Source organism: Halomicrobium sp. HArcel3 (assembly GCF_058933135.1).
Map to the genome: position 1 here is coordinate 23,727 of NZ_JBZYDN010000007.1, position 20,189 is coordinate 43,915.

The following is a 20,189-nucleotide window of genomic DNA, read 5'->3' on the forward strand; positions in this document are numbered from 1 at the left end:
GGTCTCGGGCGGTGAACGCTTATCCATCGAACAGCCGAACCGTACGGCATGAGCGTGGCGCCGACGCCGGCGGAGATTTTCGCCCGCGCCGTCGACGAAGGCGAACGACGACTCGAACAGACGACGGTCGAACTCGTCTCGACGGGTTTCATCGCCGGATTCACGATACTCTTCGGCATCGTCGCCCTCGGCATCGTCGAGGCGGCGGTCCACCCCGTCGTCCCGGAACTCTCGACGATTGCGGGCGCGCTCGCGTTCGGACCCGGCGTCGTCTTCCTGGTCGTGGGTCGGGCGGAGCTATTCAACGAGAACTTCTTCGACCCCGTCGCGAAGGCCGTCGACGCGGACGACTCCTGGCTGGTCGGTCCGCTCGTCCGACTGTGGACCGTCACCTTCGTCCTGAACATCGCGGGCGGCGTCGTACTCGCCTGGTTCCTCTCGTTCGAGGGCGCCTTACCGGCCGGAACGGCGGAAGCGCTCGCCCGGTACGCGGAACACTTGCTCCGCCGCGACACCGCGGCGATCTTCGGGAGCGCCTTCGCCGGCGGCGCGCTGGTCTCGCTGCTCTCGTACATGCTCGCCGCGGCGGACGACGTCACGAGTCGGATGTGGCTCGCCTACGCCGTCGGGTTCCTCCTCTCGCTCGGCCCCTTCGACCACGTCGTCGTCACCGCGCTCCACGCCGTGTTCGGCCTCTTCTTCGACGCGCAAATCTCGCTCGCGTCGCTGGCCATCACCGTTGCCGTCGTCACCGCCGGCAACCTCGCGGGCGGACTCGGTCTGGTCACGCTCACTCACGTCACCCAGGTGATGGGCGCCCGGGAGTCCGGTGACGACGGCGGCGAGTGAGCGCCCCGGTCCGAGTCGGAATTCTTTAGCTAACCGGCCCGTGACTCTCCTATGCGTGCGAGGGTAGCCAAGCCTGGAAACGGCGGCGGACTCAAGATCCGCTCCTGTAGAGGTCCATGCGTTCAAATCGCATCCCTCGCATCGTCGGGGCCCACCCCCGTGATGCGGAAGACGCTCTCGGAGCGCTCTTCCCTCGCAAAACTTCTGACGGAGTAACCGGGTAGCCAAGCCTGGAAACGGCGGCGGACTCGAGATCCGCTCCTGTAGAGTTCTCGTGAGCGAGCAGTGCGAGCGAACGAGAGCTCGGAAGGCGCGAGCGAACGAGCGAAGCGAGTGAGAAAGCGTCTTCCGGTGGTCCATGCGTTCAAATCGCATCCCTCGCATCGTCGGGGCCCACCCCCGTGATGCGGAAGACGCTCTCGGAGCGCTCTTCCCTCGCAAAACTTCTGACGGAGTCAGTAGATAGCTGTGCAGACGACTTCTCACACCCTCTGCGGTTCGATGAGGGCGTACTCGGTCGCCATCCGGCCCAGTTTCTCGACCCTTGCTGCCAGGTCGGGGTCGACGAACTCGCCCTCCTCGTCGAAGGCGTCGTAGGCCCCCCGAATGCCGACCTCGTGGGGGAGCGTCCAGCCGTGGACCGTCCGGACGCCCGTGCGCAGGTGTTCGAGCGTCGGGGCGTACGACCCGCCGCCGGCGGTGGCCAGCAGGCCGACGGTTTTGCCCGCGAACTCGTCCTTTCCCAGGTAGTCGAAGGCGTTCTTCAGCGCCGAGGACACCATCCCGTGGTAGACGGGCGTGCCCATGATGACCGCGTCGGCCTCGCCGACTACCCTGCGCAGCTCGGCGGCGTCGCCACGGTCGCGGTCGTCGGGGTCGAACAGCGGGAGGTCCCACTCGCGGAGGTCGATCAACTCGGTCTCGGCGCCGGCGTCCGCCGCCGCGTCGATGGCGTGGCCGAGCGCACGCTGGGTCGTACTCGGGTCGCCGAGGCTCCCGCAGATGGCGACGACCGTCGGAACTCGTTGCATACCTCCCACGATTCGCCGGGGCCCGATTACTATGGCGGATTCAGGAACCGTCACCGACGACCAGGTGACCCGGACCGACCTTTAAGCGTCCTCGCGCGGTACCAATTCACATGGCTAACGAAACGGCCGGCGACCGGCGGTCCGAGGTTCCACCGCTCGAGAACACCGCGTACTTCGCCATCGAACCGGACGACGGGTACGTCCGTATCGAGCAGTCGGTGGGCAACCAGACGCTCTATACGCCGGACGAGGCCCGCGACATCGCCGAATCCATCCTGGCGGCCGTCGACGACGCGAACGCGGACGAGACGTGATCCGGCGGCGCGGAATCCGGCGACGCGTGACCCGGCGGGCCGGGACGCGAGGGCGCGGAACCCGACGAAGCGGGATCCGGAAGCAACGGGAATTTGAGGGGGCGAGGCCGAGGGTGGCGTATGACTGACGCTCACCACCGGGCAGCAATGGCCGAACGAGCAGCGCGGGCGGGCGGCGCCGTCGCCCGGGAACACTTCCGGACGGACCTCAGCGTCCAGACGAAGCGAGACAAGAACGACCTCGTCACCGAGGCCGACCGGGACGCCCAGCAGCAGGTGCTGGCGACGATACGTGAGGAGTTCCCCGACGACGACTTCGTCTGCGAGGAGGAAAGCGGCGTGTTGCGCGGTCCGGAGGCCGACGCGGACGAGGCGCGACTGGTCGAAGAGATCCCCGACAGCGGCGCCTGCTGGGTCGTCGACCCCATCGACGGCACGACGAACTTCGTCCGCCAGTCGCGCGTGTGGACGACGAGCGTCGCGGCCGTCGTCGACGGCGAGGCGGTCGGGTCCGCGACGTACATGCCGGCGATGGGTGACCTCTACGCCGGCGGTCCGGAGAGCGCCGAGCGAGAGGGAACGACGATGTCGGTGAGCGAGCGCGAGGACCCCGAGACGTTCGTCGCGTCGCCCGTGGGCTACTGGCCCCCGGAGAAGCGCCACGAGTTCGTCGACCTCTTCGAGGCCGTCGCCGAGCGCTTCGGTGACGAACGCCGCGTGGGGTCGTTCCAGACGACGCTCGCCGCCGTCGCCGACGGCGGCCTCGACGCCGCAATCTGTACGCGACCGATGCGCCCGTGGGACACCGTCGCCGGCGTCCACATGGTCCGGAAAGCCGGCGGAACCGTGACCGACGTCGACGGGAACGAGTGGCGCCACGACAGTGACAGCGTCGTCGCCTCGAACGGCAACGCCCACGACGTCGTCCTCGAAGCGGCGCGGCAGGCCCTCGACGGATAGCCCTCGACAGATCGTCCCACCCCCCGGGCAGAACGCACCGAGAAAACGCCCGGGCGCACGCGCCGCACACGACCGGAAGGCTGAAACTTGCGGGTGATGCCAACACGGACATGCAGACGCTCGAAGCACGACTGGACGGCGTCGACCCCTTGCGCGCGTGGCTGGCGGCGTTCGTCGCCCTGCTCGGGGCGTTCGTCGTCGGCGTGCTGGCCGCCCCGCGACTCGTCTGGGACAGGTTCATCTGGCAGTACTTCTGGGGCCCCGTCGCGGCCGACGCGCAGGCCGCCAACTGCGCAGTCAACGAGGGTGGCACGGTCGAGATTCTCTACGACTCGGGCGCGTGTTCGGCCGCTCAGGCGAGCGGCGCCGTCTACGCTCAGCCGGGCTACACGCTCGTCTCCGAACTGGGCTACGTGGTCGCGCTGATGTTCTTCCTGGTCGGCGCGTACTTCTTCCTCGAACGGTACGGACTCGCCCGTGACGTCGACCTCTACTACCCGCTCGTTCCCTTCATGCTCCTCGGCGGGACGCTCCGGGTCGTCGAGGACGCGACGGACAAGGCGGTCGCCGCCGGGGTCGAGCCCCTGATCAGTTACCCGCTGAACTCGCTCCTCGTGAGTCCGATCATCTACTTCGTGATGTTCGCGTTCACCCTGGCAGTCCTCTTCGCGACGGTGGTGCTCGAAGACCGCGGCGTCGTCGACGACAGCTACCGGGCCCTCGGCACCGTCGGCGTCGCGCTGCTCGGGGTCAACATGGCCTACCTCGCCTACCTCGGTGCGACGACGGAGTACGTCTACCTGTTCCCGCAGATGCTCGCGGTGACCGTCGTCCTCGCGTCGGCCATCGCCTACGGCGTGTGGCGGGCCATCGAGGGCCGGTGGCCGGAGGTCGTCGGTGCGACGGGCGCCGTCGGCTTCTTCGTCCTCTGGGGCCACGCCATCGACGGGGTGGCGAACGTCGTCTCGGCGGACTTCATCCACGACATCGGCATCCCGGAGAACTTCAACTACTACCCGAAGCACCCGGCCAACGCGTTCATCATCGACGTGACCCAGTCCCTCCAGCCGGCGTCGCTCTCGGCCGTTGTCGGCACCTCCTGGCCGTTCCTCGTCGTGAAGATGGTCGTCGCCTCGCTCGTGCTGTGGCTGTTCACTGACGAGTTCATGGAGGAGAGCCCGCGCTACTCGCTGCTGTTGCTCGTCGCGGTGACCGCGGTCGGTCTCGGCCCGGGAACCCGGGACATGGTGCGAGTAACCTTCGGCATCTAGAGGCGTTCGAGCGCCCCTCGCGGATAGTACCGGCTGCCGCAGTTCGGACAGTCGGCGACGGTGACGTCGGTGTCGGTCCCCAGGTCGTCGACGATAGTGCGTACGAGTTCGTGCCCGCATTCCGCACACGGGAGGTCGAATTCTTCGATCACGGCGCTCACGGTAACGCACACGCGCTACCAACCCACATGGATCTTCACGCGGTCGTGTCATAAAATTACGGATTATGGGGAAGGGTGGCGGGTCGGGGTGCGGAGTGGCAAGGCAGAACGAGTGGGCAGGAGCGAGTCAGGGGAAGGGGTGGTGGGGGCGGTCGGGCGTGAACTCGAACCCGAGGTCCGCGGGCACGGTCCGCGCCCGCTCGCCGAAGAACGGGTCGCCGAGGAAGAGCGGCTGGGCCTCCGGGACGAGGACGCGCACGGCCTCGAAGTCGATCGATTCGAGGTCCCGCGTCGTGGTACGCGTCGCGTACGGCGTCAGGCCCGCGTCGCTGATCCGGTCGACGAGTGCGTCGAGGTGAGCCTCGCCCTCGGGAACGTCGGCAGGTCCGACCGACGCCGCGGGGACGGCCTGGTCGACGTCGATGAGTTCCTGGCCGGCGTCGGGCAGATCGGCGTACTCGCCGATCGCCCCACCCGCCTCGGCCGCTCGTTCGGGGCCCATCCGCCGGAGCTCCATCCAGTTCTGGACGGCCTCTTCCAGCGCGCCGCGGGCTGCTTCGTGGGGGTCCAGGTGAGCGGACGAACCCAGCGCGAGCTTCGGCCACTCGTCTCGGTGGACCGCCACCGCAACTACGGGAACGTCGACGTCCTGTGTGAGCAGGAGCGTCGTCACGTCCAGTCCCTCGGCCCCGGCCCGCGCCGCGAGCGTCTGGAATTCCGCGTCCTCGACTGCCAGTCCGAGCGGGTCGTACGTCGAGTACCAGGCGATCATAGAGGCGTCGCGCTCGACCACCTCGTACAGCCCGGACAGCATCGCGCCGACAGACGAGGAACCCAGCCCGAGGCCCGTCGTCAGCGGCGGCCGAATAGCACGGTTCCGCGGCGGGTGGAAGACAAGGTCCGCCGGGACGTGCGTCGACCCGTCGGTGGTGAGGTTACTCGCGGGGACCCACTCCGTCTCGGTCCCGGCGTCCCAGGAGAGTTCTTCGGGCGTGACGAACGACGACGGCGGGACGCAGCTGTCGAGGTCGGTCGCCGGGGCCGTCTGCGCGTCGGCGGAGCGGTAGACGCCTGCCGCGTAGCGCTCGTAGGACTCGCCGAGCGCCTTCATGAAGGCGGCGTCCCAGTCGACCGCGACGCCCGCGGCCTGGCGCGGCGCGGTGGCGTCGCTGAACGCCGACGTGTCGGAGAGATTCGCCAGGTAATACGGCGCAGGGTACGACTCCACCTCGCCGACCTGGGTGGTGATGCCGACGCGGTCGTCGAGCCCCCGTTCGGCGCGACCCAGGGCCTCCTCGACGGAGACGGCCTCGTAGTCGCGGCGAACGGTCAGGTCGCGGTCCCCGCCGCAGTGACAGCCCGGGACCGGAAGAAGCCGCCGCTTTGCGTGGGGAATCTCGGTGACGCGACCGAGCACAGCCCCGTCTGACTCGCCGCGGACGACGGTGACCGCCGCCTCGCCGGCGATGGCGCCCGCGACGTACTGTTTCTCGGCGTCGACTGCGCCGACCGGGTCGGTCTCCTCGTCGACGTTGGCCGCGACCCGCTCTGCGAGGCAGTCGTAGCACGCGCCGTCTCGGTCGAAGCCGGTGACGGCCGCGGTCGTCACGGGAACGCCGCCGATCCCGCCGAGTTCGACTGCGATCCAGGGCGTGTCGGACTCGATGGCGGACCGGTTCGCGTCGGCGAACGCCGACGCCCCGACCCGGTCGACGACGACGACGAGGTCCGCGTCGTCGAATTCGGCTATCTCGGGACGTGTGACGACGACGGACGGGTCGGCCTCGTCAGGCTCCCGCTCCGCGTACTGGTGCAGCGTGGCGACGGCGGCGTCGGCGGCGGGGCCGCTCCCCACGACAGCGACGGCTGGGCACATGCCGTGAGCAACGACGACGCGGGGGAAAAAGGCCTAGGAGGCGAGCAGGCTCTGGGCGACGCTCGCGAGTTCGTCCGTGCTGGCGTCTTCGAGGCGCTCGTCACCGAGCATCAGGCGCAGGCGCGGACGGCCGACGTCGATGGGGACCTTCTCGGTGTCGATGAGCCCCATGTCCTCGAGGGTCGTCTTCGTCCGGGAGAAGGTGGCCTTGCTGGCGAGGCCGATGTCCTCGCCCCACTTGCTGATGTCGTACAGCAGTTCGCCGTTGCGCGCGGCGACGAGGAGGCTGATGGTCACTTCGTCGAGTCCGTCGCCGTCCCCACGGGCCGTCTGGAGCGACGAGAGCACGGCGTCGAAGTCGCCCGCGGCGTCCGGTCCGATGTCGGATTCGAGCGTCTCACGGACGCGGGCGAGCGGCGGCGTCCGGAGCGAGTACTGTTCGGCCCGGTCCCACTCGCTCTCGTAGTAGTCGGCGACGTCGTCGACGAACGCCGACTCCTCGGTGGCGAGCCCGGCGACGCTGTTGCCGACGGAGACGATCGAGATGGTCGTATCCTCGGTGGCGATCAGCGAGTGATTCGGCGCGTGGTCGAGGACTTCGAGCGCGAGGTGGCCGGCGTCGACCAGGTCCGCCGCCTTGCTCGCGACGATGAAGTCGTCCATCACTTCCTTGAGGAGCGCGTCGTCGGCCAGGAGGCGGACGTCCGGTGGGTCCTCGCTTTCGGTCAGTACAGTGACCAGTTCAGAGATGGAGTCACGAGACGGATTGACGACGTAAATCGTTCCCGAGAGGTCTGCCAGCGCTGTCGATAGTACGGAACCGACGTCGTCTTCGAGCAAATTCGATCGAATCATCTAGTAGTTAGTAGCGAATAAAGATATTTAATTTTACTGGCCATATCGAGTTGAATTCGTCAGCTGATAGAGAAGAGTCACTGAAGGGGGTGAGTAAATATTGTGAGAGGTCGAGAAAACCACAAATCTTCGCCCGGCGAGACTCCCACTGACGAACGTAGCTGTTTCAGACAGTTCGCGACGCGGCACAGAAAATGTGCCACGACGACGACCGTCCGGCAGTCTCAGAGCCGGTCGACGAGTTCGCCCGACCAGTGGACGTCGTCGTCGTAGACGACAGGAACCGACGTCTCCGTGAGCGCCGTCGCCAGTTCCTCCCGGGAGAGTCGGAACTCCGTCGTTGACCCGTTCAGCACCGGCGTCTCGCCGAAGGGAAGCCGGTAGCGCGCGCCGTTCGACCGGGCGTTGACGACCTCACACCGGACGACGAACTCGTCGTCGGACGCCTCCCGTATCCACACGACTGCCGGCTGTTTCGGGCTGGGCAGCAGGGCGTAGGTGCCGTCGCCGACGACGGCGTAGTCCTTGCCCATGAGGATGCGGCGCCGGGCGAGCGAGAGCGCGCGCTCGAAGCTGAATCCGTGGACGAGCAGGCGCGCGAAGGCCGTCCCGACCCGGGCCGCCTGGCCGTCGAGGACAGTTCTGAACGTCACTGCGCCGGTAACCGACCCCTGCTCTACCAGTTCCAGCCCCTGTTCGTAGGAGCCACAGGCGTTGAGGAAGAACATCTGCGTGCGCGAGGTGGAAAGATCCGCGACGTCGAGGTTTCCATCGGGACACCGGAGCCCCTCGTCGTCGCAGTGGCCGATGTAGTGGACGAAGTCGTTCGCCGACTCGAAGACGTCCGCGAGGTCGCCCCGCGGGAGGCGTTCGCGGACCGTCACGTCGATCGGGAGGTTCGCCGCCCGGTCCCGGTAGATGTCCGAGACGGTTCCGTGTTCGTCAGCCATCCTGTCGTCGTTCAGCACGACCGACACCCGGAGTCGGTCGTTCGTCCGGTCCTGGTACTGGAACTGGTTCTCGAAGGCCCGCGTCGACGTCTTGAACGCGTCGATGGGCGTCCCCGACGCGAGCCAGGCGTGGACGTGACCCGCCTGAAGCGTCGGCTGGACGACGTCGGGCGGGGTCGCCGCGCCGCGGACCGGGTACGCGTCGTTCAGCGTGCTCTGGAGCAGGTCGCTCCGTTCGAGCGTGGACGCCTGCGGGAGGTAGACGAGGCTGAGTCGGTCCAGCAGGTACGGGAGACTGCGCGCGTGATGGGGCTCGGGGGAGACGTACGTCGTCAGGTGCCAGTCGGGTAACTCGGGGTCCAGTTCGCGAGGCGGCACGTCGAGGTAGTGTGCCAGCCGCTCGGCGGGACGGCCCGACTGGACGGCGGCCGGGTCGAGCCCGAACTGGCTCTGGAGTCGCCGCAGCGCCCGGTCGCGACACGAGGCGACGCGGCGGACCTGGCAGTCGAGGAAGAACACGCGCCTGAGAAGCTGCGCGCACTGGTGCTGGAACGCCGGGAGCGGGTCGAACTGGTAGTCGACGTCCGCCTCCGGCGACGTCAGTCGCGGGGCGTCCCTGGCGTCGTCGACGAAGACGTGGGCGCCGAGGTAGTACGCCAGCGGCGCGGCCACGAACAGGGCGTCGAGCGATTCCGGGACGTGGACGGCGAGGCCTGCGTCCGGCGTGTCCTCGCGGACGGCCGAGGGGATCTCCGTCTCCTCCCCGATGCGAACGAGCGGTGGATGGTCGCGGAATCCAGGGTGCGAGCGGGCCGGCCCGGTGGTGTGGTGGGCCGCGGAGAGGTGTGAAACGGCGCTCGCCACGCCTCGCACCGTGGGCTCGACGGTCATCTGCGCCGGAAACGACGACCCGCTGGTCTCGTGACCCACGGTGACCTGCGTGCGCTCCCAGAACGAGAGAACGGCCGATCCGTTGTTCGGTTTGACCGACGCGGGACCGTCGAACCGGACGTGGACCGTCGCGGGTCTGTTCTGCTCGGTGATACCCCGGGAGCCCCTGCTCGTGAGTCGGAACTCGCCAGTCGGGAGTTCCGTCGGCGAGTTGATGGGGTACTGCGTCCCCAGTTCGACGTCGGTGACGGTGACGTCCCGCCCCGGAACCACGAGCCTGCGCGCGGTCCCGGAACACGTCCGTTCGACGGACGGCGCCAGGTCCCAGTCCGGTTCGCTCGTCGGCCCCAGCTGGTCCCGGATAGTGACGAGGATGTCTCGTCCGTCTATCTCGACACCGCTGGGCCCATCGATGCCGTCCCCCCAGTCGTTGGCATCCGGCCCACCCCTGATGAACATGTAGGCGTACGTGTTACTTTCCCGAACCATAACTATTGCTACTCAGATTGTTGCCACATACCATAGGTCAGGGCCGGTCACCGGCCGGCGACAGTGTGTGATCCCGTCGCACTCTGCTCCACGGAAAGGTAGTTTATTGACGACCCGGCGTCGACTGGCAGGCATGAACTACGACCACGTCCGGGACCAGGACCCGGCAGTGGCGGACGCGCTCACCGGCGAGGTCGAGCGCCAGAACGACACGCTGGCGATGATCGCCTCCGAGAACCACGTCAGCGAAGCAGTGCTCGAGGCCCAGGGCTCGACGCTGACGAACAAGTACGCCGAGGGCTACCCCGGCGAGCGCTACTACGGCGGCTGTGAGTACGCCGACGAAGTCGAGCAACTCGCCATCGACCGCGCGCAGGAACTGTACGGCGCAGACCACGTCAACGTGCAGCCCCACTCGGGCTCGCAGGCCAACATGGGCGTCTACCTCGCCGTCCTCGACCCCGGCGACAAGATCCTCTCGCTGGACCTGACCCACGGCGGCCACCTCTCCCACGGCCACCCGGCCAACTTCGCCGGCCAGGTGTACGAGGTGGAGCAGTACGAGGTCGACGCGGAGACGGGCTACATCGACTACGACGACCTCCGCGAGCAGGCCGAGGCGTACGACCCCGACATCATCGTCTCGGGCTACTCGGCGTACCCCCGCGAGGTCGAGTGGGAGTCCATCCAGGCGGCGGCCGACGCCGTCGACGCCTACCACCTGGCCGACATCGCCCACATCACCGGGCTGGTCGCTGCGGGCGTCCACGGCTCGCCCGTCGGCGTCGCCGACTTCGTCACCGGCTCGACGCACAAGACCATCCGCGCCGGCCGCGGCGGCATCATCATGTGCGACGAGGCGTACGCGGACGACGTCGACTCCGCCGTCTTCCCGGGGATGCAGGGCGGTCCCCTCATGCACAACGTCGCCGGCAAGGCCGTCGGCTTCGGTGAAGCCCTCGAACCCGAGTTCGAGGCGTACGCCGAACAGACCGTCGCCAACGCGAAGGCCCTGGCCGACCAGCTCCAGGAGCGCGGCCTCGAACTCGTCTCGGGCGGCACCGACAACCACCTCGTGCTCGTCGACCTGCGCCCCTCCCACCCTGACACGACTGGCAAAGAAGTCGAGGAAGCGCTCGAAGACGCGGGCATCGTCCTCAACGCCAACACCGTCCCCGGCGAGACGCGCTCGGCGTTCAACCCCTCGGGCATCCGCGCCGGCACGCCCGGCCTGACGACGCGAGGCTTCGACGAGGACGCCTGCCGCGAGGTGGCGGACCTCATCGCCGAAGTCGTCGACTCCCCCGACGACCAGGACGTCTTCGCCGAGGTCGCCGAACGCGTCGACGATCTCACCGACACCTACCCGCTGTACGACTGACGTAACCGACCGCTCCACTTTTTGCCGGTCTAGCTAGTTAGCAGCGAAATCGACGACGACAGATTCGAAAGGCAGCCGTCACTCGGTCGCCTGCCGGTCCTCGACGACTAGCTGGTCGCCCTCGACGGTGACCGCGTAGGATTCGAACGTGAAGGAGACGCCCACGTCGGCGTCGTCGCCCCACTCCGTCAGGCTGTCGAGCGCGTCCGGGTCGACGACGTCGTGCAGGCACTGTTCGAAGTCGAGCGGGTCTACGTCGGAGAGCCGCGAGACCGCCATAATGACGTCTTCGCTCGGCTGGTTCGAGAGTTGCTGCTGGACGAATCCGTGTGTTGCGGGGGAACTCATCGTGACAACCGTTCGATTGCGGACACGCCAGCATAGCGTTACCTTCGATACACGTAATCGCCAGCCGGCACGCCCTTATTATGCTAGACGGCCGTGAGAGACGGTTCCACGACTCATCCTGCGTTGACCGCCCTGGACAGTCACTCGTCGCCGAACAGCAGCGAGAACAGCGTCCCCTCCCCGGCGCGGAGGTGGTGACTGATAGTCGGCTGGGAGACGCCGAGCGCGTCCGCGACGTCCTGCCCGGTCGCGTCGCGGGGGGACCGGAAGAACCCCTGGTCGTGGGCTGTCCGGAGGACCTCTAGCTGGCGGTCGGTCAGCGACGATTCGAGCTGCTGCAGGAAGCGCTCCCGTGCCATCGACGCACTCTCGCGCTCTCGCCGGGCGAGGAGTTCGGTGTCCGGATACCGTCGCGCCAGTCGATCGAGGAACGTGCGGACGGCGAGACTGTCCGGAACGGTCACGGTCGCGACGAGAGAACGGCCGTCGGCGGTCACCGTCTGCGTGACGCCACCCGACGCCGCGACGACCGACCCGACCATCTCGCCGCCGACCACGGCGTCGAAGCGGTGCGCGCCGTTCCCGCCGACGTGGGTGACGCTGTCGACGGCCACGAGGCCCGACGTCGCCGACAGGACCGACTCGACGGAGACGTCCGGGGCTGCGAACCGCAGCGCAGTCGACCCGTCTGGCCGCGGCCGCAGTTCGAGACAGTCGACCGTCGTCCCGACGCTCTCGGCGACGACGTTGAGCACGTCGTCGGCGCCGTCGATACGGAGTTCGAGCTCCGTCACGCCCGTCGACAGCATCGAGCGCCGTCGTTCGACGGCGTTGATCGCGTAGGCCGTCGTCTCCCCGACGCCGTCGAGGACCGAGACGAGTGGCTCGGTAACGGCACCGGGTCGGTTCGCGTAGACCGAGAGGACGCCGTACAGGACCCCTTCGTACACCAGCGGAACGCTCAGGACCGAGTGGAAATCGGACGCGAGGGCGTCCCGTTCCCAGCCGTCGCCGTCGAGAGTCTCCGCGACGTTCCGTTCGGCGACCGGCTGCCACTGCCGGGCCGTCCGACACGACGGTTCGTCGCAGTCGTCGACGACCAGCGACACCTCGTCCAGGTACTGTCCGCCCCCGTCGGTCCACTCCCGCGGCGTGAGTTCGCCGGTCCTGGCGTCGACGCCGCCGATCCACGCGAAGTCGAACTCGCCGTCCTCGACCAGGCACTCCAGCACGGCCGCCTCGGCGTCCTCGCGCGACTCGGCATCGACGAGCGCCCGGTCGATCGACGAGACCAGGTCGACAGTCCGTTCGAGGTGCGCCAGCCGTGACTCCTGCTCCCGGAGACGCCGGTCGCGTCGTCGCAGGTTCTGGGCGCTCTCGACCCGGTCGAGCGTCGCCTCGGCGGTCGTCGTGAGCAGTTCGATCACCTCGCGCGAGCGGTCGGTGAACGTCCCAACGGAGTCCGTGGACGCGACCACGACGCCGTGTTCGCCGAAGGGGACGAAGACGCTGCTTCTGGCGTCGGTGTCCTCGTTGACGCACGCCTCCGACTCCCTGAGGTCGTCGAACAGCGGCGAGTCGCCCGTGACGAACACCTGCCAGGTGATGGAGTCGGGCTTGCCGGGGCCGAACACCGTCTCGCCGCCGTAGTACTCGCACATCTCGTCCGTCATCGCCGCCGGGCGCAGGAGGTTGTCGCGGTCGTCGAACAGGAAGACGGCGACGCCGGGCGCGTCGAGGACCGCGGCCACTGCGTCCGAGATGACCGTCGCGACGGCGTCCCGCTCCTCTGCGTGGCGTATCTCCCGGACGGCTCCGGAGAGGACCGAGATGTGGTCGTCCGTCGGCGCATCCTCGCTTGCGGCCTCGGGGTGTGATTCGGCCGCCGTCGCCCCGTTCGGCGATTCGTCAGCGGTACCGGCAGGCCGGACGAACTGACGAATCCGGTTGGCGAGCACCGGCGGCGAGACCGACGACGGCGGCGCCTGGACGACGTCGGTCGCGCCTGCCGTCAGCGCCGCTTCGGCACAGTCCGGAGCCTCTCTGGCCGGCATCACTATCACCGGCAACTCGCGGTGACGCTCCCGGAGGGCCGTGACGAACTCGACGGCGTCGACTGCCGGCGGGTCGTGTCCGCAGACGACCGCGTCGATCCGGTCGTCGTCTTCGTTCGCTCCGATCCGGTCGATTGCCCTGTCGGCGGAATCGCAGACCTCGGCGTCGATCATCGGATCAGCGTCGTCAAGCGACCGATCGCTTCCCGGTAGCAGCCCACTCGACGACACGAGGAGGACCGTCAGTGGCTGCAGTAGTGGTGAAGACATGGATAGCTGTCCGGCGTCCACGGCAGCGCCGGGGCGGTTTGCGACGGGTAATAGCCCGACAGTCAAATACTCGGTTTGCGCGGTACGGGTCACTCACTGGCGGTGTATGGCCGGCTTGCTCGTCAGAGACGCCAGGGTTCGTCCCCAGTCGACGACGCCTGATCGAACGCGGGCTGGCAGGTCCAGCACGAACCGGTGGGGTACCGATCGGATCCGCCGGTGACGCCGCCGACGCTTTTCTGCCCGCGGGTCGTTTCCACGCCCATGACAGCCACGCACGGACGGCGGGCGTTCCTGACGACAACCGCCGCCACCGCCGCGTCCGTCGCCGGATGCGGTCAGCCAGAGAGTCGAGAGACGGCGACTGAATCTGGCGGCGGTACCGACGCAGACGCCGAGGGCGAGCCCGAGACCGGTGACGACACCGATCCCGCCGGAGTCGATACGGAGACGGAGCCCGAGACGTCCTCGACGGACCTGGACCGCAGGGAAGCCAACGTCGTCGGGGTGTCCGTCGAAACGGTCGATGGCGACCGATACCGATTCGACGTCACTCTGATTCACGACGTTCGAAAATCGCGTTCGCGATTTTCGCAGCCCATCAGAAATCGAAGATTTCTGAGGACGACGACGGTGAGGACGGCTACGCGAACTGGTGGCAGGTCGAGGCCCTCGACGGGACGCGACTCGGGCGGCGCGAACTCGCCCACGCCCACGGGACCCAGGAGTTTACGCGGTCGGCGGAAGTCGAGGTGCCCGGCGAGCACGCCTGCGTCGTCGTGCGCGGACACGACCAGACCCACGAGTACGGCGGGCAGGCGATGCTCGTGAACGTCGATTCGGGGACCACCGCAGCCGAGACCCAGGGGAGCGAGCCCAGGTCGTTCACCGAAGCGGACTGTCCCGAATGATTCGCACTGTCGGTCACTGATCCGGGACGTTGAAGGGTCACCGAATCGCCTGTTCCGGTAATGACCGACATCATCGACGGTGACGCGGTGGCCCAGGACGTGCGCGACGATCTCGGCGACGCGATCGAGACGCTCGACGACGCCGGCGTCCGGCCCTCGCTCGCGACGGTGCTGATGAGCGACGACCCCGCCAGCGAGACGTACGTCTCGATGAAACAGCGCGACTGCGAGGAGGTCGGCATCGACGCCGTCGACGTCGACATCGACCCGGACGCACCCGCCGAGGAACTGTACGACACTATCGACGAACTGAACGCCGACGACGCCGTCCACGGCATCCTCGTCCAGATGCCCGTCCCGGACCACGTCGACGACCGGGACGTGCTCGAACGCATCGACCCCGAGAAGGACGTCGACGGCTTCCACCCGACGAACGTCGGCCGACTCGTCGCCGGCGACGCCCGGTACAAGCCCTGCACACCACACGGTATCCAGAAGCTGCTCGAATCGGCGGGCGTCGACACCGAGGGGAAAGACGCCGTCGTCGTCGGCCGGTCGAACATCGTCGGCAAGCCGATGGCGAACCTCCTGCTCCAGAAGGCCGACGGCGGGAACGCGACGGTGACGGTGTGTCACTCCCGCACCGAGGACACGGCCGAGAAGACGCGGAACGCGGACATCGTAATCGCTGCGGCCGGCGTCCCCGAACTGATCGACGGAGACATGATCGGCGAGGGCGCGACGGTCATCGACGTCGGCGTGAACCGCGTCGAGGCGGACAACGACAAGGGGTACGAACTGGTCGGCGACGTCGACTTCGAGAGCGCCAAAGAGACGGCCGGCGCCATCACGCCCGTCCCCGGCGGCGTCGGCCCGATGACCAGGGCGATGTTGCTCTATAATACAGTCAAGGCTGCAGGCCTGCAGTCCGGCGTCGACGTCGAACTACCCTGAGAAGCAGACCGGCTCTTTTATTCGATCCCCTGGAGCCAGTTGTCCGCCGTCACGAGCGCGCTCTCCTCGCCGGAGATCAGGTACTTGCCGACGTCTCGCGCCGCGTGCAGGAGGCGCTCGGCGTCCTTGGGGTCGACGTCGCCGTCCAGCGCCTCGATTCGCTTTCGGTGGTCACGAACGCTCCCGGAGATCGAGCGAGCCTCTGGGTGGGGATGCTCGTCCAGGTACGTTCGCAGGTCACGCTGGTAGTCCCCGACGGCGTCGGCCATCGCGAGCCCGTGCGCACTCCGGAAGGCGTCGGGGACTTCCTCGGCCGGCGGACGCTCACCTCCGTCGGCGCCGGCCAACAGGTCCAGGAAGTACAGCTCCTCGGCCTCGGTCCGGCGGAGTTCGCGGGAGAGTTCCGCGCCGACGTGGCGGAGTTCCGTCGCCGCGACGAAGGTGTCGTCGAGGGGGAGCAACTCGCCCGCGTCGACGAAGCCGCGCTCGCGGACGTACTCCCTGACCAGGTCCACCGCCGCGCCGGCGACGTCGCGCAGGGGGGCCTCGTCGATCCGGTTCCGGACCGGCGTCAGGTCGAAGCTGGTCGGCGAGTCGGTGTGTCGCGTCCGGTCGTCGACGCCGACGCTCTTCATCGACCCGCAGTTCGGACAGTGGACGCTCGCCGTCTCGTAGTAGGACCACCGCGTCTCACACTCCTTGCACTCCCGGCGGCCGCGAACTTTCATAGGTGGACCTGTGGGCCAGCGCCTCAAGATAGTTCTGTCGCCGGCCCGAACCGGGACCCATGCGCACGGAAGACGAGATACGCGACCAGTACGAGTTCTGCTGTGAGCAACTGGAGAGCGAGGAGATGCGCCACGACCGCGTCCGGATGCTGTTCACGCACTACCGGCGCGCCCTGGGATGGGTCCTGGAGGAGGAGCACATCTGAGGAGCGTACCACCACTATCAGCTGTTCGACCGTTTCTGTCTGCTGCCGGTACTTTTAAGTGACTCACATACCACCTTTCAATTGACGCTTCGCTTGGAGGGCCGAAGCGTCAGCGGGGACCAATTCAGGGCGGCAAGCGGTCGCGTGGGCTTTTCCCCACGCGACTCGCTTACCACTTTCGAGGAACTATCGACGACGAGTCGAATCTCCGTCTGTTTTCCGGACGTCGAGCCGAAACGGCTCGAGCCACGAGACTACTCTATACTGAGTCCGCCGCCGCGCTCGTCGCCCTCCCCGCTTGCGTTCTCGTCCCACTCCATCTCGAGTTCGAACCCGATATCCGTCGGGCCGTCGGCGGGTCCCTCTCGTTCGACCTTGACCTCGAACTCGACGGTCGGCGGGACCGTCACGGAGAGGGAGTCTGCACCCGACTCCAGCGAGACGGGATCGCCGTCCTCGAGTCGGTCGGCGATCGTCCGGAGGTACGACGCCACTGCGTCGCGGTCCAGCTGCTGTTCGCTCTCGAAGAGAATTTCTTCGGGCATACCCTCCGTTCGATCGGTACGATGATACGTTTTTCGTCGTGAACCCCAGCGGTTATGACTGGTCAATGATGTGACGAAACGCGTACTATCATCAGCATAGTTATCTATCCAGCAACCAGTTTCTGCGGGACGTACTGGTTCAGCCGCCGGAATCTCCCCACCAATCCGACATACTTATGCAATTCCGACAGTAACGGGCGTGTAGACATTACCGATGTACGACTTGACAGGTTTCCAGCGTGACTTGCTGTACGTCATCGCTGGCGAAGAAGAACCCCACGGGCTCGCCATCAAGGAAGAACTCGAAGACTACTACGAGAAGGAGATCCACCACGGCCGACTGTATCCCAACCTCGACACGCTCGTAGACAAGGGACTCGTAGAGAAGGGCCAGCGCGACCGCCGGACGAACTTCTACAGCATGACCCGTCGGGGGAGCCGTGAAATCGAGGCTCGTCGGGACTGGGAGAACCAGTACGTCGAGGCGTAACCGCGCGGTCGCGGTCGAACGCGCCGATGCCCGTATTACGTCCGTCTGTACCCGCTAATCAGTCGTCGGGCCGACGTCGTCCGCGGGCATCCCGTCACCGGCCGCCGCCCCGGGCGGCGAGACGTCGGCGGACCCCGACGAAGCGGGTTCCGGATCGTCGACGGGACCGTCGACGACGTGCGTCGGATCCACCGAGTACGGTTCTATCGGCGTCCCGGTCAGGAGTTCCGGCAGGACGATTCTGACGAAGTGGACGACCAGCACGAGGAGCATCGGCCCCAGGAAGATGCCGTACCAGCCGAACAGCAGCGGGCCGAGGATGTACGCGAACATGAGCGCGCCGACGTGGAGGCTTCCCCCGGAGACGTACGGGCGGACGACCAGGTCGGGAATGACGTCCACGACGGCGAACGCGACGGCGACGAACAGGCCCACGAACCACCAGCCATCGCCGTTCACTGCGGCGAGGCCAGCGAGGTAGATCGCGAGCGGGACGTAGACCAGTTTCATTCCGACGATGGGGATCAGGCTGGCGACGCCGGCCAGAAGTCCAGTCAGCGCCGGATAGGGGACGTTGAACGGGGCTGGCGCGAGGTTCAGCAGGCTGAACGCGATGGCGCCGACAGTCCCGGTGATGACCGCGTTGAGGATGTTGCCGTAGAACACCTTGTCGAGGCTCTTGTCGACTTCGCGGAAGTAGTGGTCGAGGACGCCGCGTCTGTCGGTGAAGGTCGTTCCCCACCGCGCGAGTTGCGGCCCGTCACGAAGCAGGTAGAACGCGAGCGCACACATGACGAACAGGTGGAGGAGCCCTGTTCCGACGATTCCGATGTAGCCCAGTGCAGCGGTCAGCGTCTCGGAGAGCGCGCCGAGACCACCGGCGTCCGTCAGGACCGCCGTCGGGTCCTGGACGACCGTGGAGAGTTCGACGTACGGTTCCACGACGTCGAGGTAGGGACCGATCTGGGCCTGGGTTTCCACGTCGTTCAGTCGGTCCGTGGCCCTGGCGAGTTCCTCCAGGGCGATGGCCGCGGTGTAGTAGAGCAGGACGAGCGCCGGCAACGCGAGCAGTGTGAGTGAGACGCCGGCTGCCAGACTCGCCGGCCGGACCCGACGGCGGACCCTGCGGTGGAGCCGACGGGTCGCGTAGTAGAGGAAGAGTCCGAAGACGAACGTGCCGACGAACGAGTGGAGGACGAAGACGATCGCTCCGGCCAGCACGAGCCCGAAGACGATCCAGATCGTTCGTGGCCAGTTGATATCCAGTTCGAACTGGACCATACCCCGAACAGTCCAGCGGGATACAAAAATGTTCCTGCTGCGGAATGACGGAATGGTTTATGCCGGGGCCGCCTACTATCCACCAGTGACCGTTCTCGGCCAACTCGGCTCCCTGGCGCTCGAATCCGCCGTCGAGCGTCTCGTCCTCGCCGGCGCCCTGGGCCTCTTCCTCGGCCTCGAACGCGAGTGGTCCCAGAAGTCCGCCGGCATCCGAACCTTCTCGCTCGTGAGCCTCCTCGCGGCCGTCTTCACGACGGTCGGCAGCGAGTTACTGCTCGCCGTCGGCGAGCTCCTGGTCGTCGTCCTCGGCGTGTTCCTCGGCGTCGAGGGACTCATCGACGAGCAGGAAGGGCTCTCACTGACGACGTCCGTCTCGATGCTCGTCGCCTACGGCGTCGGCGCGCTCGTCGCCGACGGCTACGTCCTCGAAGGCGTCACCGTTGCCGTGCTCTCCTCGCTGTTGCTCGTCCTCAAGCGGGAACTCCACAGTTTCGCGTGGGACCTCACACACGAGGAACTGCGGTCGGCGACCGAGTTCGCCATCCTGGCGTTCGTCGTCTACCCGCTGTTGCCCGCCGAGCCCCTGGACGTCTCCGTCGCCTCGCTCTCGCTCGCGCTCGAACTCCGCATCGTCTGGCTGCTGGTCGTCACCGTCGCTGGCATCGGTATCGTCAACTACGCCGTCGTCCAGTCCTACGGCGGTCGTGGCGTCGCCGTCACTGGCTTCTTCGGCGGGCTGGCGTCCTCGACGGCCGTCGTCGGGACGATGCTGGACCAGGTCAAACAGCGACCGGAGGCCGTCTCGTACGCCGTCGCGGCCATCCTGCTGGCCGACGCGGCGATGGCGCTCCGGAACCTCGCCATCGCCGTCGCCTTCACCGTCCAGCGGGGCGTCCTCTTCGAGGCCGTCGTCCCGCTCGGCGCCGTCATCGTCGGGAGCTTCGCCGTCGCCGCCTACACCGCGGACTGGTCCCAGGAGGTCGACATCGACCTCGATAGCCCGTTCTCACTCCGGAACGCCCTCGTCTTCGGCGCCATCTTCCTCGTCGTGCTCGTCGCCGGCACCGTGGCGCGGGCCGAGTTCGGCTCCGCCGGCCTCTACGTGACGTCGGCACTGTCCGGGCTGGTCTCCAGCGCCGGCGCGACCACCACCGCTGTCGTGCTCTACCGCGGTGGCGCTATCGGTGCCGACGAGGCGACCATCGCCGTCCTCCTCGCCACGGCCGCGAGCATCGTCGTGAAGGCCGGCCTGACGCTCGCGAGTCCCAACCGCGGGTTCGCCTACCGCGTCGCCGTCTGGAGTCTGGCGCTGCTGGGCGCCGCGACTGCGGTGACGGTCGTGGTCACGGTCTGAGCATCCCTCGAATCGATCGC

General features: G+C 67.4%; 19 protein-coding genes, 1 tRNA gene and 1 pseudogene. 11 read left to right on the forward strand and 10 right to left on the reverse strand.

Features of this window, described 5'->3' with window-relative positions; all coding sequences use genetic code 11:
* The first annotated feature begins 48 nt into the window (after nt 1-48).
* A complete protein-coding gene (locus tag AC5FRV_RS16040) occupies nt 49-849 on the forward strand; it encodes a formate/nitrite transporter family protein (protein ID WP_493562101.1) in 801 nt (266 codons plus the stop codon).
* Nucleotides 850-906: 57 nt separating this feature from the next.
* A tRNA-Leu gene (locus tag AC5FRV_RS16045) sits at nt 907-990 on the forward strand.
* Nucleotides 991-1,331: 341 nt separating this feature from the next.
* On the opposite strand, the gene AC5FRV_RS16050 is transcribed toward AC5FRV_RS16045, so the two are convergent.
* Nucleotides 1,332-1,880 carry an NADPH-dependent FMN reductase gene (locus AC5FRV_RS16050; protein ID WP_493562102.1) on the reverse strand — a complete coding sequence of 183 codons (549 nt, stop codon included), beginning with the start codon at nt 1,878-1,880 and terminating at the stop codon, nt 1,332-1,334.
* A gap of 110 nt (nt 1,881-1,990) precedes the next feature.
* Here AC5FRV_RS16050 and AC5FRV_RS16055 point away from each other — a divergent pair, with 110 nt between their 5' ends.
* From AC5FRV_RS16055 to AC5FRV_RS16065, 3 genes are all read left to right on the forward strand, one after another.
* Nucleotides 1,991-2,194, forward strand: a complete 204-nt coding sequence (locus AC5FRV_RS16055; RefSeq protein ID WP_493562103.1) for a hypothetical protein — start codon at nt 1,991-1,993, stop codon at nt 2,192-2,194.
* A 120-nt stretch (nt 2,195-2,314) separates the two neighbouring features.
* Nucleotides 2,315-3,154: an inositol monophosphatase family protein gene (locus AC5FRV_RS16060; protein ID WP_493562104.1), complete on the forward strand. Its 840-nt coding sequence runs from the start codon at nt 2,315-2,317 to the stop codon at nt 3,152-3,154.
* A gap of 110 nt (nt 3,155-3,264) precedes the next feature.
* On the forward strand, nt 3,265-4,425 hold the full coding sequence (locus AC5FRV_RS16065) for a DUF63 family protein (RefSeq protein ID WP_493562105.1): 1,161 nt from the start codon (nt 3,265-3,267) through the stop codon (nt 4,423-4,425).
* Here the strand turns inward: AC5FRV_RS16065 and AC5FRV_RS16070 are convergent.
* The 4 genes from AC5FRV_RS16070 to AC5FRV_RS16085 form a co-directional block, all read right to left on the reverse strand.
* A complete protein-coding gene (locus AC5FRV_RS16070) occupies nt 4,422-4,586 on the reverse strand; it encodes a hypothetical protein (protein WP_177227573.1) in 165 nt (54 codons plus the stop codon). The genes AC5FRV_RS16065 and AC5FRV_RS16070 overlap by 4 nt on opposite strands.
* Before the next feature lie 127 nt (nt 4,587-4,713).
* On the reverse strand, nt 4,714-6,462 hold the full coding sequence (locus tag AC5FRV_RS16075) for a YcaO-like family protein (RefSeq protein ID WP_493562106.1): 1,749 nt from the start codon (nt 6,460-6,462) through the stop codon (nt 4,714-4,716).
* Between the two features lie 33 nt (nt 6,463-6,495).
* Nucleotides 6,496-7,314: a transcriptional regulator TbsP gene (gene tbsP / locus AC5FRV_RS16080; protein ID WP_493562268.1), complete on the reverse strand. Its 819-nt coding sequence runs from the start codon at nt 7,312-7,314 to the stop codon at nt 6,496-6,498.
* Nucleotides 7,315-7,541: 227 nt separating this feature from the next.
* Nucleotides 7,542-9,647 carry a hypothetical protein gene (locus tag AC5FRV_RS16085; RefSeq protein ID WP_493562107.1) on the reverse strand — a complete coding sequence of 702 codons (2,106 nt, stop codon included), beginning with the start codon at nt 9,645-9,647 and terminating at the stop codon, nt 7,542-7,544.
* Nucleotides 9,648-9,780: 133 nt separating this feature from the next.
* Here AC5FRV_RS16085 and glyA point away from each other — a divergent pair, with 133 nt between their 5' ends.
* Entirely contained in the window at nt 9,781-11,028 is a 1,248-nt protein-coding gene (gene glyA / locus AC5FRV_RS16090) for a serine hydroxymethyltransferase (protein ID WP_493562108.1), read from the forward strand.
* Nucleotides 11,029-11,106: 78 nt separating this feature from the next.
* On the opposite strand, the gene AC5FRV_RS16095 is transcribed toward glyA, so the two are convergent.
* Nucleotides 11,107-11,376, reverse strand: coding sequence for a HalOD1 output domain-containing protein (locus AC5FRV_RS16095; RefSeq protein ID WP_493562109.1), 270 nt, complete (start codon nt 11,374-11,376; stop codon nt 11,107-11,109).
* 140 nt (nt 11,377-11,516) lie between these two features.
* The gene (locus AC5FRV_RS16100) at nt 11,517-13,604 is read right to left on the reverse strand and encodes a bacterio-opsin activator domain-containing protein (protein WP_493562110.1); all 2,088 of its coding nucleotides are present in this window, start codon (nt 13,602-13,604) and stop codon (nt 11,517-11,519) included.
* Nucleotides 13,605-13,964: 360 nt separating this feature from the next.
* Here AC5FRV_RS16100 and AC5FRV_RS16105 point away from each other — a divergent pair.
* Together AC5FRV_RS16105 and AC5FRV_RS16110 are read left to right on the forward strand one after the other, a co-directional pair.
* Nucleotides 13,965-14,611 (forward strand): annotated as a pseudogene (locus AC5FRV_RS16105) (hypothetical protein).
* A 60-nt stretch (nt 14,612-14,671) separates the two neighbouring features.
* On the forward strand, nt 14,672-15,565 hold the full coding sequence (locus AC5FRV_RS16110; protein ID WP_493562111.1) for a bifunctional methylenetetrahydrofolate dehydrogenase/methenyltetrahydrofolate cyclohydrolase: 894 nt from the start codon (nt 14,672-14,674) through the stop codon (nt 15,563-15,565).
* 17 nt (nt 15,566-15,582) lie between these two features.
* Here the strand turns inward: AC5FRV_RS16110 and AC5FRV_RS16115 are convergent, their stop codons facing one another.
* On the reverse strand, nt 15,583-16,293 hold the full coding sequence (locus tag AC5FRV_RS16115) for a DUF7117 family protein (protein WP_493562112.1): 711 nt from the start codon (nt 16,291-16,293) through the stop codon (nt 15,583-15,585).
* Nucleotides 16,294-16,352: 59 nt separating this feature from the next.
* On the opposite strand from AC5FRV_RS16115, the gene AC5FRV_RS16120 reads away from it, so the two are divergent.
* Complete coding sequence (locus tag AC5FRV_RS16120; RefSeq protein ID WP_493562113.1) at nt 16,353-16,499, forward strand: DUF8555 family protein; 147 nt, start codon at nt 16,353-16,355, stop codon at nt 16,497-16,499.
* 254 nt (nt 16,500-16,753) lie between these two features.
* Here AC5FRV_RS16120 and AC5FRV_RS16125 read toward each other — a convergent pair whose 3' ends face one another.
* Complete coding sequence (locus AC5FRV_RS16125) at nt 16,754-17,044, reverse strand: amphi-Trp domain-containing protein (RefSeq protein ID WP_493562114.1); 291 nt, start codon at nt 17,042-17,044, stop codon at nt 16,754-16,756.
* 214 nt (nt 17,045-17,258) lie between these two features.
* Between AC5FRV_RS16125 and AC5FRV_RS16130 the strand changes: the two genes are divergently transcribed.
* A complete protein-coding gene (locus tag AC5FRV_RS16130; protein ID WP_089817821.1) occupies nt 17,259-17,534 on the forward strand; it encodes a PadR family transcriptional regulator in 276 nt (91 codons plus the stop codon).
* A gap of 54 nt (nt 17,535-17,588) precedes the next feature.
* Here AC5FRV_RS16130 and AC5FRV_RS16135 read toward each other — a convergent pair whose 3' ends face one another.
* Complete coding sequence (locus AC5FRV_RS16135) at nt 17,589-18,815, reverse strand: AI-2E family transporter (RefSeq protein ID WP_493562115.1); 1,227 nt, start codon at nt 18,813-18,815, stop codon at nt 17,589-17,591.
* A gap of 52 nt (nt 18,816-18,867) precedes the next feature.
* On the opposite strand from AC5FRV_RS16135, the gene AC5FRV_RS16140 reads away from it, so the two are divergent.
* Nucleotides 18,868-20,169, forward strand: a complete 1,302-nt coding sequence (locus tag AC5FRV_RS16140) for an MgtC/SapB family protein (RefSeq protein ID WP_493562116.1) — start codon at nt 18,868-18,870, stop codon at nt 20,167-20,169.
* Nucleotides 20,170-20,189: the final 20 nt, after the last annotated feature.

Bases quoted from the DNA above. Each gene is read 5' to 3' on its own strand.
- AC5FRV_RS16040 (WP_493562101.1), top strand. From the start codon at position 49: ATGAGCGTGGCGCCGACGCCGGCGGAGATTTTCGCCCGCGCCGTCGAC.
- AC5FRV_RS16050 (WP_493562102.1), bottom strand. From the start codon at position 1,880: ATGCAACGAGTTCCGACGGTCGTCGCCATCTGCGGGAGCCTCGGCGAC.
- AC5FRV_RS16055 (WP_493562103.1), top strand. From the start codon at position 1,991: ATGGCTAACGAAACGGCCGGCGACCGGCGGTCCGAGGTTCCACCGCTC.
- AC5FRV_RS16060 (WP_493562104.1), top strand. From the start codon at position 2,315: ATGACTGACGCTCACCACCGGGCAGCAATGGCCGAACGAGCAGCGCGG.
- AC5FRV_RS16065 (WP_493562105.1), top strand. From the start codon at position 3,265: ATGCAGACGCTCGAAGCACGACTGGACGGCGTCGACCCCTTGCGCGCG.
- AC5FRV_RS16075 (WP_493562106.1), bottom strand. From the start codon at position 6,462: ATGTGCCCAGCCGTCGCTGTCGTGGGGAGCGGCCCCGCCGCCGACGCC.
- AC5FRV_RS16085 (WP_493562107.1), bottom strand. From the start codon at position 9,647: ATGGTTCGGGAAAGTAACACGTACGCCTACATGTTCATCAGGGGTGGG.
- glyA (WP_493562108.1), top strand. From the start codon at position 9,781: ATGAACTACGACCACGTCCGGGACCAGGACCCGGCAGTGGCGGACGCG.
- AC5FRV_RS16095 (WP_493562109.1), bottom strand. From the start codon at position 11,376: ATGAGTTCCCCCGCAACACACGGATTCGTCCAGCAGCAACTCTCGAAC.
- AC5FRV_RS16100 (WP_493562110.1), bottom strand. From the start codon at position 13,604: ATGATCGACGCCGAGGTCTGCGATTCCGCCGACAGGGCAATCGACCGG.
- AC5FRV_RS16110 (WP_493562111.1), top strand. From the start codon at position 14,672: ATGACCGACATCATCGACGGTGACGCGGTGGCCCAGGACGTGCGCGAC.
- AC5FRV_RS16115 (WP_493562112.1), bottom strand. From the start codon at position 16,293: ATGAAAGTTCGCGGCCGCCGGGAGTGCAAGGAGTGTGAGACGCGGTGG.
- AC5FRV_RS16120 (WP_493562113.1), top strand. From the start codon at position 16,353: ATGCGCACGGAAGACGAGATACGCGACCAGTACGAGTTCTGCTGTGAG.
- AC5FRV_RS16125 (WP_493562114.1), bottom strand. From the start codon at position 17,044: ATGCCCGAAGAAATTCTCTTCGAGAGCGAACAGCAGCTGGACCGCGAC.
- AC5FRV_RS16130 (WP_089817821.1), top strand. From the start codon at position 17,259: ATGTACGACTTGACAGGTTTCCAGCGTGACTTGCTGTACGTCATCGCT.
- AC5FRV_RS16135 (WP_493562115.1), bottom strand. From the start codon at position 18,815: ATGGTCCAGTTCGAACTGGATATCAACTGGCCACGAACGATCTGGATC.
- AC5FRV_RS16140 (WP_493562116.1), top strand. From the start codon at position 18,868: ATGGTTTATGCCGGGGCCGCCTACTATCCACCAGTGACCGTTCTCGGC.